Consider the following 13,631-nt stretch of genomic DNA (forward strand, 5'->3'; position numbering starts at 1 on the left):
CTCCCACATTTGGATCTCAGCAACAGATACACGCTGGCCGAGCCCAGGCGAGGTGCCGAGTGGGGCACAGACCTTTTGGTTACTTTTGGCTGGGCCGGCATTCCGGGCGTTTGCCAAAAGTGACCCGCAGTAAGAGCGGAACCCTACGAAGCCGTTACCGCAGCAACGGACATGCACCCCGACCCTAAGGGTTCTTAACACCAACCAAACTCATCAACCCCGCCAACGGAAAATCCCCCTCAAGCTCCGCAAGGCTGGCAGTGTGCATCGGTTGCGGCTGACGCAGATGACCATGCTGCAAAAAGCTGATCAAGCTGCCCACCAACGGCTGATGGCTGACCAGCAGCACGTTGTCATCGGTGTCGAGCTTTTCCAAGACCTGCAACGGACTGCTGTCAGGCGTCAACCACGGCACGGTACGAATCTGCGGCTCAAACCCCAAGGCGTCACGCACCAAGTGGGCAGTTTGCTGCGCACGCACATACGGACTGGCGAGGATGGCGCTGATCGGCTGGCCGATCAGGTGCGCGGCACTGCGCAACACTTCGCCGCGGCCATGCTCGGTGAGGTTGCGCTCGGCGTCGGTGCGCGCATGCCCTTGGGCTTCACCGTGACGCAAAATCCACAGCTTCACAGCTTTGGCTCTTCATCACGCACCGGGTGCGGCGCCGGCGGCACGCTGTGGGCGGCTTCACCCTCGGGTGCACGCGGGGTTGGCCAATCGGCGAAGGGCCAGGGTTTCTGCTCGGTGTGGAAGCTGCCGAAACGACCGATCTGCGCGAGGAACTGGCTGAGGCTGTCGCCAAAATTCATCAGGCCCAGGTTCGGCGCGCCGTAGACCAGGCGATACACCAACTGCACCACCACCAGCGCGCCCAGCAGGAACTGCGCGACTTGCCACACCAGGGCAAACACCAGCATCCACAGGATACGCAGGAGAATGGACTCGTATTTCGGGGCCGCTTTGGGATCGTTCATGGCGCGTTCCTCAGTTGAAACCACTGGTGGAAATAAAGTCGACATCGGTCTTGGGCTCGGCGCGCATCAGCAACTCGATGACTTGGTTCAAGGTGCGCCCTTCAAACAGGATCGCGTGCAGCCCGGCGACCAGCGGCATATACACGCCGACTTCCTGAGCCTTGGCCTTCAGCACTTTAAGCGTGTTGACGCCTTCGGCAACTTCGCCCAGGCGCGTGACCGCGTCTTCCAGGCTCAAGCCCTGGCCCAGCGCGAAACCGACCTGGTAGTTGCGGCTTTTCGGCGACGAGCAGGTCACGATCAAATCACCCACGCCTGCCAGGCCCAGGAAAGTCATCGGGTTGGCGCCCTGGTTCACCGCAAAGCGGGTCATCTCTGCCAGCGCGCGAGTGATCAGCATGCTCTTGGTGTTCTCGCCCATGCCCAGGGCCACGGCCATGCCGGCGATGATCGCGTAGACGTTTTTCAGCGCCCCGCCCAGTTCGACACCAAAGCGGTCGCCGCTGGCATAGACGCGGAAGGTGCGGCCATGCAACACCGCCTGGACGCGTTCACATAACTCCTCATCTTCACTGGCGACCACGGTGGCCGTCAGCGCGTGCTCGGCGACTTCCCGCGCCAGGTTCGGCCCGGACAGCACGCCAATGCGCGCCTGAGGGGCGATATCTTCGAGGATTTCGCTCATCAGCTTGAAGGTGTGCGCCTCGATGCCCTTGGTCAGGCTGACCAGCAGCTTGCCCGCCAGGCGTTCGGCGTGAGGCGCCAGCACTGAGCGCAAGGCGCTCGAAGGCAGTGCGACAAAGCACAGGTCACATTCAGCCAGCGTGGCCAGCAGATCGGTCACCGGTTCGACCGCCGCATGAATCTTGATGCCTTTAAGGTACCGGGGGTTTTCCCGATGAACGCGGATGGCCTCGGCCTGCTCGGGATCGCGCATCCATTGGCGCACCGCGTGGCCGTTCTCGGCCAGCAGGTTTGCCACGGCGGTACCAAAACTTCCGCCTCCCAGGACCGCAATAGGGCGCTGTTCAGTCATATGCAATCCGTTAATCCATACCAGTGGCGATGGCGGCATTATACGGGGCGACCCGCTTGCGGCCAGCCCCCGTATCAATTCCCGCGCTTGTCGGAAAATGCCACCGTTGGGTGAAGTAATTGCGCGGGCCACGACTGGCAAATGGCCCCACCTCAGTTAACATGGGCGGCTATCCGTAATTATCAAGGCCGTGCCGTGTATCTGGGCCCTCCTCCTCGCTCATCTCTATGGTTGATGCTGTTGTGCAGTGTGCCTGCCGTGGCGGATGACCTGTTTCTGGACAGTCAGCCGCTGCCACAGGTGCTGACGGCCACGCGTCTCAAGCAATCGGCCGCCGCCGTGCCCGGCAGCATGACCGTAATCGACAGCGAGCTGATCAAGGCCAGCGGCGCGCGGGACATCGCCGAGTTGCTGCGGCTGGTGCCGGGGATGATGGTCGGCTACACCACCGGCAACCAGGCGGCGGTGAACTACCACGGCACCAGCGCCAGCGATGCGCGGCGCATGCAGGTGTTGATCGACGGGCGTTCGGTGTACCGCGCGGGCCTGGCCACGGTGGACTGGAGCGATATTCCGGTGGCGATGGAAGACATCGAGCGTATCGAGGTGTTTCGCGGCCCCAACACAGTCAGCTATGGCGCCAATGCGCTGATGGCGGTGGTCAATATCCTCACGCGCTCGCCGTCCAACAGCCACGGTTCGCGGGTCAAAGTGATCCGTGGCGAACGTGGGGTCGACGACTTCTATGCCAGCCAGGGCATGGGCTGGGAAACCGGTGACTTGCGCCTGTCGATGTCCGGGCAACAGGACGATGGTTTTGACAGCGACGCCGTCGGCGCCGACCGCCGTGACAGCCGCCGCCTCAGCCGTTTCAGCCTGGCGGTGAACCAGACCCTGAACGCGCAGCAGAGCCTCGATTTGCAACTCGACGCCAAGGAAGGCAGCAACCAGCGCCCTTACACCTACACCCCGGTATTCGCCGGGATTACCGAAGGTGGCACCAATTCCGACGTAACGGCCAAGGACTACGCCGGCTCCGTGCGCTGGAACGTCGAGTTCAACCCCGAACACAGCCTGTATATCCAGGGATCAGCCCAGCAATGGGACCGCCAGCAGGTCTGGAAAGCCTGTGACGCCAAGGTGTCGTTCAGCCCGGAACTGACCCAACTGTGGCAGCTCAACCCCAACTACGCCGAGCAGTTGGCCCGCCACATGGACATCTACAGCAAGGGCACGGCCCCGTCCGGCACCGCCGCCGAACAAGCACTCGGCAACCAGGTGCTGGACCAGTGGCGCCAGGGTGCCAGCCAGAGCGTGTGCGGCAATATCGACCAAAGCACCCGCGAAAGCCGCTATGACATTGAGCTTCAGGACACCCTGAGCCTGTCCGACAGCCTGCGCCTGGTCAGCGGCATGAACTACCGCTACGACCGCGCCGATTCCGACACTTACTTCAACGGCACCCTCGACGACACCACCTGGCGCCTGTTCGGCCACCTGGAATGGCGCGCCAGCGAACACTGGCTGCTGCAAGGTGGCGCGATGTACGAAGACACCCACTTGAGCGGCAACTCGCTGACGCCGCGGGTGGCGGTCAATTATTTGATCAACCCGCGCCACGGCCTGCGCGCGGTGTATTCCGAAGCGATTCGCTCGCCGGACATGTTCGAGAACAACGTCAACTGGAGCTATCGCGTCACCAATCTCAGCTCCCCGGCCTATGGGCAAAACTCCGGGCAATATTTTGTGGTAACTCGCGGCCCCGGCAACCTCGATAAAGAGTTGATGCGCTCGCGCGAGCTGGGCTACAACGGCTTCTTTGCCGACCTTGGGCTGAATGTCGACGTGAAACTGTTCTACGACGAAATCACCGACATGATCAGCTCGCCACTGCGCAACAACCAATACATTGCCAGCAACGCCAACAGCGCACGGTTTACCGGCGCCGAGTCGCAGTTCGACTGGCGCATGAGCAACGCCGACCGCCTGCGGCTGACCTATGCTTACGTCGACGCCGCTTCAAGCAACCCGCTGGACAAGGCACAAACCGCACGCAACAGCGGCTCGGCCGGCTGGCTGCGTGAATGGGGCCAGGGCTGGTCCAGCGCGTTGTTCTACTATGGCGACGACGCGCTCAACAGGTATCGCTTCGAACGGGTCGACCTGCGGGTGGCCAAGCGCATTGCCTTGGGCAACGCCAATGTGGAGCTGGCCGGCATGTTGCAACAACGCCTCGATAACCAGCCCACCACCTGGGCCGACAACAATTACGACAGTCGCCACGTGCTCTACTTCAGCGCGGAGTTAGAGTTCTGACATGGGTGATCAGTCACGGATGATCCTGCGGTTTTTACCCCGGCTCTGGCGGCGAGGCGTGCTGTTGGCGTGCCTGCTGCTGAGTGCGCCGGTGTGGAGCGCCGACATCCTGCTGACCGCCGCCGAAGACGGTGCCGGCGTCCAGGCCTTCGCCCAGGCCCTTGCCCAGCGCCGCCCCGACGACCATGTGACCTTCACCCCGCTCAAAGACTTGCCGGCGCCGAGCCAGTTGCCAGCCAGCACCCGCCTGATCCTGTTGGACCTGCCCGGTCTTGACTGGCGCCTGCAGGATGCCCAGGGCCCGCCGACCCTGGTGCTGCGCATCAGCCGCCTGCAAGCTCGCCAGCGGCTGGGCAGCACACATCCGGCCAGAATCAGCCTGTTGTGGAGCGACCCGCCGCTGGAACGCCAGTTGAGGCTGATCGCCAGAATCCTGCCCCAATACCGACGCATCGGCGTGCTTTACGGCATCGACAGTGAATTCCTGCTGCAGGAGCTGCGTCAGTATGCGGCGCCCATGGGGCTGGAAATTGTGCCGCAGCGCTGGGACAACATTAATGACAGTCGCCCCTTGCTGAACCTGTTCAAGAACAGTGATGTGTTGCTCGGCCTTGACGACCCGCAGTTGTACAACCCCAAGACCGTGAAGAACCTGTTGCTCAGCAGCTATGCCCAGCAACTGCCGCTGGTGGGTCCCAATGCCGGGTTCGTCAAGGCCGGCAGCCTGGCCAGCACCTACAGCGACCAGGCTGACTGGCTCGACGTGCTCGACCGACTGCTGAACCACCCGCCGGCCAGTTGGCCACGCACGTTGTACCCGGAACACTTCAAAGTCGTGGGCAACCCGCAAGTCGCGCGCTCACTGGGCATCGAACAGGTTGACGAAGTCGCCGTCGCCGCCGGACTGGCCGAAGGAGAAAAACGCCCATGACCTTGCGTCGTCGTTGGGACATCAATACCCGCACCCAGCTCATCACCTTGGGCCCGGCGCTGTTGCTGACCCTGCTGCTGATCAGCTTCTTTACCTTCGTGCGTATTCAGGATTTGCGCCAGGAGCTGGACCACACCGGTCAGCTCATCGCCAACCAACTGGCCCCCGCCACCGAATACGGCGTGATTTCCGGCAACATCGATGTGCTCGATAGCTTGCTGCGCGCGACACTGGCCACGCCGCACGTGCGCTTCCTGGAGATTCAGGACAGCACCGAGAAAATCCTCTTGTACGTCGAACAGCCGTCGGAAAAGCACGACCATTCGCTGTCGGTGAAAGTGTTCCAGGCACCTATCCGTCTGCAACATATCCAGCTGGGCAATGACTTTTTCCAGGACAACCTCAACGAACCCAAGGCGCCGCGGGCGGATTACCTGGGCCGGGTGATCGTCGGCATGTCCAACGACGCGTTCAGCCAGCGCCAACAGGAGATTCTGTTCAAGGCCGGGATTCTCGCCCTGTTCGCCCTGCTGTTTACCTTCCTGCTCGCACGGCGCCTGGCCGCCAGCCTGTCGCAGCCGATCAGCGCCATGGGCCACGCGGTCAAAGCGATCCAGCAAGGCGACTACAAGACGCCGCTGCCGATCGTCGACGACTCGGAGCTCGGTGACCTGTCGCGCCATATCAACAACCTCGCCGAGGGCCTCAACCAGGCCAGCCGCGAGCAGCACCAGGCCATGGCCCAGTTGATCCAGACCCGCGAAGAAGCCGAGCGCGCGAACAATGCCAAGTCGGACTTCCTGGCGATGATGAGCCACGAGCTGCGCACGCCCATGAACGGCGTGCTGGGCATGTTGCAACTGCTGGAAACCACCGAGATGACCGAGGAGCAGACCGAGTACGCGGCGCTGGCCTCCGAGTCCACCGAACACTTGCTCAAAGTGATCAACGACATCCTCGACTTCTCGCGCATCGAGCGCGCCGCGCTGGAGCTGGAGCATATCCCGTTCAATCTGGCGGACCTGATCAGCAGCTGCGCCCAGGCCTTCCAGCACAGCGCCCAGCAACGCGGCCTGGCGCTGGCGCTGCCGATTCCGGCGGGCATGGAGTCCTTGCGGGTGCAGGGCGATCCGACGCGGATCCGGCAGATCCTGGTGAACCTGATCGGCAACGCGCTGAAGTTCACCGAGCATGGCACGGTCACCGTCGAGCCTCACTGGCAAACCCTCGACCATGAATTGGTGTGGTTCACCTGCACCGTGCGCGACAGCGGCATCGGCATTTCCGCCGAGCGTCTTGAACTGATGTTCGATGCGTTCCAGCAGGCCGACAGTTCCATTTCAAGACGTTACGGCGGCACCGGGCTGGGGCTGCCGATCGCCCGCACCCTCGCCGAACGCATGGGCGGCACGCTGCGCGCCCAGAGCGAAGAAGGCCGTGGCTCGGTGTTTACCCTGGAAATTCCGCTGGCCATCGACCAGCAAAGCCTGCCGACCATTGACCTGCATGCCGAAGGCAAAACCAGCGCCGGTAACGGCCGCCACGTGCTGCTGGTGGAAGACAACCCGGTCAACCGCACCGTGGTTGAAGCCATGTTGCGCAGCCTGGGCTTTGAAGTGAGCCTGGCCACCGACGGCGCCGAGGCGATCCGCAGTGCCGAGAGCCTGATATTTACCGCCATTCTGATGGATTGCCGCTTGCCGCTGATCGATGGCTATGAAGCCACCCGCCAGATCCGCCAACTGCCCGGCTGCGCCAATCTGCCGATTATTGCGCTCACCGCCAATGCGTTGCAGGGCGATCGCGAGGCCTGTTTGGCAGCCGGAATGAACGATTACCTGGCCAAGCCGTTCAAACGCACGGATTTGCAGCAAATACTGCAACGTTGGGTGCAATAGCGCTGCGCCATCAACCAACTGCGACTGGCGTGAAACACGAAAGTGCGGCAGTCTTAGGCACCCGAACGGGCCTATAAACAGGCTCGGTTTAAAATTTCAGTGAACAAGTGTACATTCAGTGCCTTGACGCTGTGACTTTCACTACAACGCAATAGTCTATGTGTAGGCTGCCGACATGAGGCATGAACGCTTCATTCGGTTCGGGAAGATTTGCCCTACCCTGCCGCATGGGATTATTGAGGAGCTCGCATGACCAAACAAAACGCCTTTACTCGGGAAGACCTGCTGCGCTGCAGTCGCGGTGAGCTGTTCGGCCCAGGTAACGCGCAACTGCCCGCCCCGAACATGCTGATGGTGGATCGCATCACCCATATCAGCGAAGAGGGTGGCAAGTACGGCAAAGGTGAATTGGTCGCCGAGCTGGATATCACCCCTGACCTGTGGTTCTTTGCCTGCCATTTCGAAGGCGACCCTGTCATGCCAGGTTGCCTGGGCCTCGACGCCATGTGGCAACTGGTCGGCTTCTACCTGGGCTGGCAAGGCCTGCCGGGCCGCGGCCGGGCACTGGGTTCGGGCGAAGTGAAGTTCTTCGGCCAGGTCCTGCCGACCGCCAAGAAAGTCACCTACAACATTCAAATCAAGCGCGTCCTCAAGGGCAAGCTGAACCTCGCAATCGCCGATGGTTCGGTCACTGTCGACGGTCGCGAGATCTATACTGCCGAAGGCCTTCGGGTCGGCGTATTCACTTCCACTGACAACTTTTAAGGGTTATCCGCATGCGCCGCGTCGTTATCACTGGTCTGGGCATTGTTTCTTGCCTGGGCAATGACAAAGAGACCGTCACCGCTAACCTGCGTGCAAGTCGCCCTGGCATCCGCTTCAACCCGGAATATGCCGAAATGGGTCTGCGTAGCCAGGTTTCCGGCTCCATCGACCTGCCCCTCGAAGAACTGATCGATCGCAAGATCTATCGCTTCGTCGGCCACGCTGCCGCCTACGCCTACCTGGCCATGAAAGACGCCATCGCCGATTCCGGCCTGAGCGAAGACCAGGTATCGAACGTACGCACCGGCCTGATCGCCGGCTCCGGCGGCGCATCGACCCTCAACCAGATGGAAGCGCTGGACATCCTGCGCGAAAAAGGCGTGAAACGCGTTGGCCCGTACCGTGTAACGCGGACCATGGGCAGCACCGTTTCGGCCTGCCTGGCCACGCCGTTCCAGATCAAGGGCGTGAACTACTCGATCTCCTCCGCGTGCGCCACCAGTGCTCACTGCATCGGCACTGCGGTCGAGCAGATCCAGCTGGGCAAGCAAGACATCGTTTTCGCCGGCGGCGGTGAAGAAGAGCATTGGAGCCAGTCGTTCCTGTTCGACGCCATGGGCGCGCTGTCCACCCAGTACAACGAAACCCCGGAAAAGGCCTCCCGCGCCTACGACGCCAAGCGTGACGGTTTCGTCATCGCCGGCGGTGGCGGCATGGTCGTGGTCGAGGAGCTGGAACACGCTCTGGCCCGCGGTGCGAAGATCTACGCGGAAATCGTCGGTTACGGCGCCACGTCCGACGGCTACGACATGGTTGCGCCAAGCGGCGAAGGCGCTATCCGTTGCATGCAGATGGCCATGTCCACCGTGGATACGCCAATCGACTACCTGAACACCCACGGCACTTCGACCCCGGTCGGCGACGCCAAGGAAATGGAAGGCGTGCGTGCGGTATTCGGCGACAAGGCTCCGGCCATCAGCTCCACCAAGAGCCTGTCTGGTCACTCCCTGGGCGCCGCTGGCGTTCACGAAGCGATCTACTGCCTGCTGATGATGGAAGGCAACTTCATGGCCGGTTCGGCCAACATCGAAGAGATCGACCCGGTCGTCGCCGATATGCCGATCCTGACCAAGACCGTCGAGAACGCAAAAATCGACACCGTGATGAGCAACAGCTTCGGCTTCGGTGGCACTAACGCCACCCTGGTGCTGAAACGCTGGCAGGGTAAGTAAGACCTGTAAGCTGAGCATGTGAAAAAGCCCCGACTGGTTCGGGGCTTTTTTATGGGTGGCTGGATTTGAGACCGAGTCGCCGCATCGCAGGCAAGCCAGCTCCCACATTTGACTGTGGTCACACATCAAAGTGTGGGAGCTGGCTTGCCTGCGATAGCGTCAACTCGGTTTACGGCCCTACACCGAAAACCGCGCCACCATCGTGTTCAGATCCACCGCCAACCGCGACAGCTCCTGGCTCGCCGCACTGGTCTGATTCGCCCCGGTCGACGTCTGATGCGCCAAATCGCGAATATTCATCAAGTTGCGATCCACCTCGCGCGCCACCGCGGCCTGCTGCTCCGACGCGCTGGCAATCACCAGGTTACGCTCGTTGATCAGCGTAAACGCCGACGCAATCTCTTCCAGCGCCGTGCCCGCCGACTTGGCGATGCCCAACGTGGACCGTGCCCGCGTATTGCTCTGCTGCATCGAACTCACGGCCTGATCGGTGCCCTGTTGAATTGCGCTGATCATCTGCTCGATTTCCTGGGTCGACTGTTGCGTGCGGTGGGCCAAGGCCCGCACTTCATCGGCGACCACCGCAAACCCACGCCCGGCGTCCCCGGCGCGGGCCGCTTCAATCGCCGCATTCAAGGCCAGCAAATTTGTCTGCTCGGCAATTGAGCGAATCACATCCAGCACTTTGCTGATGCCATACACCTTTTGCGCCAGCTCCTCGACCTGGGTCGCATTGGCGGTCACATCCGTGGCCAGGGCCTCGATCGACTCGACCGTCTGGTGCACCTGTTCACGCCCCTGCTGGGCAATGCGGTCAGACTCACGCGAGGCTTGTGACGTCGCCACGGCGTTGCTCGCCACCTCTTCCACCGCCGCCGTCATCTGATTAACCGCTGTCGCCGCCTGCTCGATTTCCTGATTCTGCTGGTGCAAGCCGCGGGTAGCGTCTTCGGTGACGCAACTGAGCTCTTCGGACGCCGAGGCCAATTGGTTGGACGATTCGGCAATGCGCCGAATGGTGTCGCGCAGGTTCTCCTGCATACCTTTGAGCGCCTGCTGCAAACGTGCCGGCTCGTCGCTGCCCGTCACGCTGATCTCACCCGTCAAGTCGCCACTGGCCACGCCCTGGGCGATTTTCAACGACTGTGCCAGCGGCAGCACGATACTGCGAGTCAGCCACACCGCCAGCCCGATGGTGATCAGCGCGGTGACCACGATCATGCCGACCACCCAAGTGCGAGATTGAGCGAACACCCGTTGCGCCAGGCTCGCAGCCTGATTGGCACTGGCCTTGTTCAAGGCCACCAGGTCGTGCAGCGTCCCGGCCATCTCATCGGCAAGTTGATTCATCTCGCCGTTGACCACCTTGATTGCGTCTTCCAACCGATTGGCCTTGGAGAACGTCATGACCTGCTCCTGGCGCTGCAGGTATTGCTGCTCCCCGGCCTTGAAGCGATCAAACAGCGTGCGCTCTTCGGGCAACACAATCAGCGCTTCATAAAGGGTTTGCGCACGGTTCAGGCCACTTTTGAGCTCGGTGAGTTTCTGCTCGTTCTGCGCCAGCGCCTGTGGGTCACGATTGACCAGCAAGCGCAGGGTCAGCGCACGAACACGCAACAGGTCCTGGCTCATCTCCCCCACCGCCATCACGCTGGGCAACCAGTTGTTTTCGACCTGATCCGACTGCTGGCGCATATTGGCCATCTGCAACAGGGCAAAGCCGCCCAAGGCGAACACCATCAATGCCAGCACGCCAAAGCCCAAACCGGCGCGGGGGGCGATATTCAGACTACGCATACTCATTGCCTGGATTCCTTCCAAATGCGCTGCATCCACCTGCAGCGGGTCTCCTGAAAGGTATCGGCCCGTGTTCAAGATTGCGTAAGACGAAAAGGCGATATCAATGTGCTTGCTCATCGCGAGCTGATTTCGGCAGAACCGCCAGGAAGTTGTCTCGCGCTACCTTGCGGGCTACCTCCTCGGGCAGAGCGTCGAGAAAGGGTGCAAAGCGATGCATTTCCTTACCGAGCTTGCTGAAGCGCCCTACAACATCCGAACCCAGCATAAAACGCTCCGGGAAGCGCTCTACCAGCTCTACCCACTCGGGCCGAGGCTTGCCCGCTTCATCGAGCAAGTACGGCGTGAGCATGCTCCAGGACAGGTCAATGTAGAGATTGGGGTACGCCTCAAGCAGGCGGTTCAAGGTCGGCAGAAGAAAGTCCATCTGCACCTGATGACGGTGAATCTCTTTGCTGGTGCCGGCATGGGCCCAGATAAAGCGGGTGTGCGGGTGGTTGCGCAGCGATTCTTCCACCTCCGGCAGGTACAGCGGGTTGCGCTCGCGCTTGGAGGTAATGTTGGCGTGCAGCATCACCGGCAGATCGTTTTCGGCGGCGAGGTGATAGATGCGCCTCATGGCTTCGTTGTTGGCGCGCGGGGTGTCGCCGGCGGTCAAGGCCGTGAGGTCATCGTGGCGCGTGAACACCTCACCGATGCCCTGCCAAAGCCCGGGGTTGAGATCCAGCATGCGCTGGATATGGGCCGCGGAATTTTTGTCGTTAGGGTTGAAGCCGGATAAAAACGGGTGAAAGTGCCGACGCTGCTCAGGTGTGAGTTTGTTCACCGCAGCCGCAACGATCACGTCAGTGGCGCTGTACCAATAGGCATCGGCATCGTCCCCGGCGTAGTAACGCGGGCGCTTGGGTTCGTCTTCGTGCCATTTTTTAGCGACGGGAATACCGGAAATCATCACGTGTTCGATGTGGGCGTCGGCCATCGCCTTGAGCAATGTATCCATGCCCGCCGTTTCCTGGAAAAAATCCACGTAGTGCAGGTGCGCGTCGCTGTAGGCATAGTCGCGCGCCTGCACCGCAACGCTGGCGGCGGCGAGCAGCAGGGCGAGACTCAGGCGGGTCAGGGGCACGGTAGAACCTCAATATCGGCTAATACGGGTAGACCGTGTGCCCTGCGCCACGGTTCATCGGCCAAAAAACGCGGAACACCTAAGTGCCAGCATGTTCTATAACTGCATGACCTTCATCCTGCCAACCTTGTGAGGTTCACCATGCCTGTTACCGTCAACACCCTGAACCACGACAATTTTCGCCACAGTGTGAACATCAATAACCACGAACTGTTCACCGACCTGCCCAAGAGCCTGGGCGGCGACGACTCGGCGCCCTCCCCCCACGACTATTTCGATGCTGCCCTGGCCTCGTGCAAGGCCTTGACCGTCAAGCTCTACGCCCAGAAGAAAGACATCCCGCTGACCGGCGTGACCGTGGAAGTCACCCACGACAGCACCGAGGAGCAAAAAGGCAAATACAAACTCAACGTCAAGCTGACCCTCAAAGGCGTGCTCACCGACGCACAGCGCGATGAGCTGCACCACGTCGCCGATCGCTGCCCGGTACACAAACTGATGACCACCGCCGACGTCACCATCGAGACCACACTGTCCGAAGGCGCTTTCAGCCAATAGCGCCAACCTCCCGTCGAGCGGGTTATGCTCTTGGTCATCCAACCCGCTCAGACAGGGACGCACCATGCCCATCCTCACCGTGATCCGCCCGCGCGCCGAAGAGGTCGAGGGCCAGCCGATCCTGCGCCCGCTGCCGTCGCGCGAATGCCGCAGCGTCGGGCCTTTCGTGTTTTTCGATCACATGCTGCTCACGCGCTATGCGCCGGGTACCGGCATGAACATCCGCCAGCACCCGCATATCGGGTTGTCCACGCTGACGTATTTGTTTGAGGGCGCGCTGCAGCACAAGGACAGCCTCGGCTCGGACCAGGTGGTGCAGGCCGGCGACGTCAGCTGGATGACCGCCGGCAGCGCGATTGCCCACGTCGAACGCACGCCCGAGGCACTCAAGGCCGACGGATTAAGCCTGCACGGGCTGCAAGTGTGGCTGGCCTCCCCCAAGGACCACGAAACCGGACCCGGGCATTACAGCCATCACGCGGCGGCGAGCTTACCGATCAGTGACAACCTGGGCGTGCAGATTCGCCTGATCGCAGGCGCCGGCTTCTGCCTCAAATCGCCGGTGCCGGTGCTCTCGCCCACCGTGTATGCCGAAGTGCAGATGCAGACGGCCACGACGCTGCTGATCCCGGATGAATACGAGGAACGGGCGGTGTATGTGCTGGAGGGTGAAGCGCAGTTGGACGGTGAGGCCTTGGCAGTGCATAGCCTGGTTGTCCTGCCTGCCGGGCAGGAAATGACGCTGTTCGCTGAAAGTGATTGCCACCTGGTGGTGTTTGGCGGCGCGCCGCTGGACGGGCCACGGCGGATCAACTGGAATTTTGTCGCGAGCGACCCGGCGATGATCGAACAGGCGCGGCAACGATGGGCGGCCGGGGATTGGCCGACGGTGCCGGGGGAAACTGAAAGAATTGAGTTGCCTGGGAGATAGCCATCGGGGGCAAGCCCCCTCCCGCACTTGAACTGTGAATACATTCAAAATGTGGGAGGGGGC

The 13,631-nt window shown here is 61.6% G+C and carries 12 protein-coding genes and 1 pseudogene; 7 read left to right on the forward strand and 6 right to left on the reverse strand.

The genetic code is table 11. From position 1 onward, the window contains the following. Window positions 1-184 precede the first annotated feature (184 nt). Genes sixA through NTD89_RS27555 form a run of 3 tightly spaced genes read right to left on the reverse strand, consistent with a single transcriptional unit; the run spans window position 185 to window position 2,014 of the window. Window positions 185-634 carry a phosphohistidine phosphatase SixA gene (gene sixA, locus NTD89_RS27545; RefSeq protein WP_242193686.1) on the reverse strand — a complete coding sequence of 150 codons (450 nt, stop codon included), beginning with the start codon at window positions 632-634 and terminating at the stop codon, window positions 185-187. Continuing rightward, window positions 631-978 carry a DUF4389 domain-containing protein gene (locus NTD89_RS27550; RefSeq protein ID WP_119739584.1) on the reverse strand — a complete coding sequence of 116 codons (348 nt, stop codon included), beginning with the start codon at window positions 976-978 and terminating at the stop codon, window positions 631-633. Before NTD89_RS27550 ends, sixA begins: the two co-directional genes overlap by 4 nt. A 10-nt stretch (window positions 979-988) precedes the next feature. After that, the gene (locus NTD89_RS27555) at window positions 989-2,014 is read right to left on the reverse strand and encodes an NAD(P)H-dependent glycerol-3-phosphate dehydrogenase (RefSeq protein WP_262210672.1); all 1,026 of its coding nucleotides are present in this window, start codon (window positions 2,012-2,014) and stop codon (window positions 989-991) included. Window positions 2,015-2,209: 195 nt separating this feature from the next. Between NTD89_RS27555 and NTD89_RS27560 the strand changes: the two genes are divergently transcribed. The 5 genes from NTD89_RS27560 (at window position 2,210) to fabB (ending at window position 9,156) form a co-directional block, all read left to right on the forward strand. Continuing rightward, window positions 2,210-4,330 carry a TonB-dependent receptor plug domain-containing protein gene (locus NTD89_RS27560; protein WP_315975622.1) on the forward strand — a complete coding sequence of 707 codons (2,121 nt, stop codon included), beginning with the start codon at window positions 2,210-2,212 and terminating at the stop codon, window positions 4,328-4,330. A gap of 1 nt (window position 4,331) precedes the next feature. Then, a complete protein-coding gene (locus tag NTD89_RS27565) occupies window positions 4,332-5,261 on the forward strand; it encodes an ABC transporter substrate-binding protein (RefSeq protein WP_262210675.1) in 930 nt (309 codons plus the stop codon). Next, a complete protein-coding gene (locus NTD89_RS27570) occupies window positions 5,258-7,159 on the forward strand; it encodes an ATP-binding protein (protein WP_145164964.1) in 1,902 nt (633 codons plus the stop codon). Before NTD89_RS27565 ends, NTD89_RS27570 begins: the two co-directional genes overlap by 4 nt. A gap of 249 nt (window positions 7,160-7,408) precedes the next feature. After that, complete coding sequence (gene fabA, locus NTD89_RS27575) at window positions 7,409-7,924, forward strand: 3-hydroxyacyl-[acyl-carrier-protein] dehydratase FabA (RefSeq protein ID WP_003210552.1); 516 nt, start codon at window positions 7,409-7,411, stop codon at window positions 7,922-7,924. Between the two features lie 11 nt (window positions 7,925-7,935). Beyond that, on the forward strand, window positions 7,936-9,156 hold the full coding sequence (gene fabB / locus NTD89_RS27580; RefSeq protein ID WP_106576728.1) for a beta-ketoacyl-ACP synthase I: 1,221 nt from the start codon (window positions 7,936-7,938) through the stop codon (window positions 9,154-9,156). A gap of 177 nt (window positions 9,157-9,333) precedes the next feature. Here the strand turns inward: fabB and NTD89_RS29635 are convergent, their stop codons facing one another. The 3 genes and pseudogenes from NTD89_RS29635 to NTD89_RS27590 form a co-directional block, all read right to left on the reverse strand. After that, window positions 9,334-10,197 carry a methyl-accepting chemotaxis protein gene (locus NTD89_RS29635; RefSeq protein WP_410017234.1) on the reverse strand — a complete coding sequence of 288 codons (864 nt, stop codon included), beginning with the start codon at window positions 10,195-10,197 and terminating at the stop codon, window positions 9,334-9,336. Next, window positions 10,189-11,073: pseudogene (locus NTD89_RS29640) on the reverse strand (MCP four helix bundle domain-containing protein); the annotation flags it as partial. The pseudogene NTD89_RS29640 and the gene NTD89_RS29635, both read right to left, overlap by 9 nt. Beyond that, the gene (locus tag NTD89_RS27590) at window positions 11,057-12,079 is read right to left on the reverse strand and encodes an amidohydrolase family protein (protein ID WP_262210679.1); all 1,023 of its coding nucleotides are present in this window, start codon (window positions 12,077-12,079) and stop codon (window positions 11,057-11,059) included. The pseudogene NTD89_RS29640 and the gene NTD89_RS27590, both read right to left, overlap by 17 nt. A gap of 141 nt (window positions 12,080-12,220) precedes the next feature. Here NTD89_RS27590 and NTD89_RS27595 point away from each other — a divergent pair, with 141 nt between their 5' ends. Together NTD89_RS27595 and NTD89_RS27600 are read left to right on the forward strand one after the other, a co-directional pair. Beyond that, entirely contained in the window at window positions 12,221-12,637 is a 417-nt protein-coding gene (locus NTD89_RS27595; protein ID WP_145164970.1) for an OsmC family protein, read from the forward strand. Window positions 12,638-12,701: 64 nt separating this feature from the next. Next, on the forward strand, window positions 12,702-13,568 hold the full coding sequence (locus NTD89_RS27600) for a pirin family protein (protein ID WP_262210680.1): 867 nt from the start codon (window positions 12,702-12,704) through the stop codon (window positions 13,566-13,568). The last annotated feature ends 63 nt before the right edge of the window (window positions 13,569-13,631 follow it).

Origin of the sequence: Pseudomonas sp. 14P_5.3_Bac1, from assembly GCF_025466135.1 — a bacterium.
Lineage (GTDB): Bacteria > Pseudomonadota > Gammaproteobacteria > Pseudomonadales > Pseudomonadaceae > Aquipseudomonas.

Bases quoted from the DNA above. Each gene is read 5' to 3' on its own strand.
- NTD89_RS27550 (WP_119739584.1), bottom strand. From the start codon at position 978: ATGAACGATCCCAAAGCGGCCCCGAAATACGAGTCCATTCTCCTGCGT.
- NTD89_RS27555 (WP_262210672.1), bottom strand. From the start codon at position 2,014: ATGACTGAACAGCGCCCTATTGCGGTCCTGGGAGGCGGAAGTTTTGGT.
- NTD89_RS27565 (WP_262210675.1), top strand. From the start codon at position 4,332: ATGGGTGATCAGTCACGGATGATCCTGCGGTTTTTACCCCGGCTCTGG.
- NTD89_RS27570 (WP_145164964.1), top strand. From the start codon at position 5,258: ATGACCTTGCGTCGTCGTTGGGACATCAATACCCGCACCCAGCTCATC.
- fabA (WP_003210552.1), top strand. From the start codon at position 7,409: ATGACCAAACAAAACGCCTTTACTCGGGAAGACCTGCTGCGCTGCAGT.
- fabB (WP_106576728.1), top strand. From the start codon at position 7,936: ATGCGCCGCGTCGTTATCACTGGTCTGGGCATTGTTTCTTGCCTGGGC.
- NTD89_RS29635 (WP_410017234.1), bottom strand. From the start codon at position 10,197: ATGCAGGAGAACCTGCGCGACACCATTCGGCGCATTGCCGAATCGTCC.
- NTD89_RS27595 (WP_145164970.1), top strand. From the start codon at position 12,221: ATGCCTGTTACCGTCAACACCCTGAACCACGACAATTTTCGCCACAGT.
- NTD89_RS27600 (WP_262210680.1), top strand. From the start codon at position 12,702: ATGCCCATCCTCACCGTGATCCGCCCGCGCGCCGAAGAGGTCGAGGGC.